This window comes from Saccharopolyspora sp. NPDC000995 (assembly GCF_053599315.1).
Window position 1 is genome coordinate 1 of the sequence record NZ_JBSFLZ010000302.1, and the last position, 1,958, is coordinate 1,958.

The 1,958-nt window shown below is 63.0% G+C and carries 1 protein-coding gene; it reads right to left on the minus strand.

Annotated elements, in window-relative coordinates; translation table 11 throughout:
- Nucleotides 1–1,786, minus strand: a 1,786-nt coding sequence (locus tag ACWDKQ_RS35945) for a hypothetical protein (RefSeq protein ID WP_450143202.1), incomplete at its 3' end; no start/stop codon positions are given.
- Between the last annotated feature and the right edge of the window lie 172 nt (nucleotides 1,787–1,958).

Below are 1,958 nucleotides of genomic sequence, written 5' to 3' on the forward strand. Positions count from 1 at the left end.
CCGTCGAACTCGTCGCACCATTCGCGCGGCTTTCCCCGGCTTCCTCCGCACGATCGCCCGGCTCGGCCACCGCACCAAAACCCGCCGAACCCATTCCATCCGAATCGGACTCCCCCTCCGCTGAGATCTCCGATCCAGGCTCGGCCCCGACCCCACCCTCTCCCGTGCCACCCCCCGAACCCCCGGCCCCCGATCCGCCAGACCCCGACCCACCACCAACCACCACATCACCGGACCGCCCATACCGGTCGATGCCCCGCCGTGACGACCCATCCTCGCCACTCGCCTCCGCAGCGGGCATCGGGCCTTCCGACGACTCCGCTCCCGTCAAGTCATCAAGCCGCCGCAGCAATTCCACCCGTACCGTTTCGTTGAAGACGCTCTCGGTATCACCGGTCACCGCATCACCCAACCCGCCCTCAGCGGACTCCGACCGCATGTCCCCAACGGTCGCCGACCCCGGATCGCCAGTGGACTGCGACAGCACGTCCCTACCTGGGGCCGGCCCCGCGCCCGCACTCACCGCCATCGCCGCGAGCTGCAGACGGTGCAGGCTCTGTACAAACGCCTCCGCACCCCCTATACGGTCCCGAACGTCCCCTATCTGAGCTCCATAGGTCACCCACCAATGCACCACCGCCCTCCGCAATTGATCATCCTGCATTCGCCCGAAGTGCCGGTCTACGTCAAGGAACGCTTGGACCACTGAATCTGGACCATGCAGAGCCCCCCACTGCCGTAACCCGCCGTCTGCTGCCTCGAAAATCGCCCGCAATTCCCGTATCGCGTCATTCCGGAGCCGCTCCCGCAAGGCCCACAATTCTCGAACAGCATCGGCAGCTTCGTGTACACGGTGGCGGATCCTTGAGACCTGCACCCTTTTAAGATCCAACCACACTCCGATCTTGGTCTCATATTCGTTCTGCAAGTCAGCGTGTGCCCCCACTCCTGCCAAAATCTGCCGCAGAGAATCCACCGAAGCTTGCAAATCTGAGGTCAGCGATTTCTTGACCTCAGCAAGAACTTTGTCACCCCAATCCCTAGATCTGTTGTACCGAGCCCCCAAAGCGGTGGTGGTGTAATCCCTGCGAAGCGCTTCCTCATGCGCCTCGTTTCGCAGCACCTTTTTGACAGCATTGTCGTCCGGCAAACCGCTAAGCGCCTTGCCAACCGCCACGCGCCGATGATACCCCTGCACTGCTCGAGAAACTATCTCTTCAGGATCCCGGGTAACCAGGGAGGAAAGCAAGTTGTTGGCAGTACCCGTGTCCGCACCGCCGCTGAGGTCACCAGCCAGGTAACAGACCAGTTCCCACCTCAACTCCTGCGCCTGCTGATCATCCGGCGGGTTCGTCATCAACTCGTGCGCCATCACATCCCGGAACGGCTGCGACTCCTTAAGAGACCCCAAGACCTCGTCCGCGGCAGCGTACAAACGGTCCACCGCATCTTGACCTCGTTCGTCGGCCACCTGCCGCAACGCCCTACCGGCCTCCGCGAACCTCCGCCGTACCGAACCAACGCGAGAAAAAACGCGCAGCGCTGGATCATCATCGAACCCGCGCACCATCGGGACAGCAACGGCCGCTGCCTCCGCCTGGTTGCCAGCACGATCTGCCTGCCGACGCGCCTCTTCCGCTCGCACTTCCTCGAACGCGTCGAGAGTCAGACCACTCACCGCCACGCCGATGCCAGAGTCACCGGCCAGGTAATCGGCCAGTTCCGCTCGCACATCCTGGGCACCGTGCCAGTCACCTGGATGCTCACCCAACCAGTGCGCCAGCACATTCCGGAACCGCCACGACACCCTCAGCGGCCCCAAAATCCCGTCCGCATCAGCCAACAACCGGCCCACAGCATCACGACCCGCGATCCCTTCCCATTCATCCAACTGCGCCTCGGCCCGCTCGTATAGCTCGTCCCAGACCAACGCATAGAATTCTCGAAGGAACTTTTTG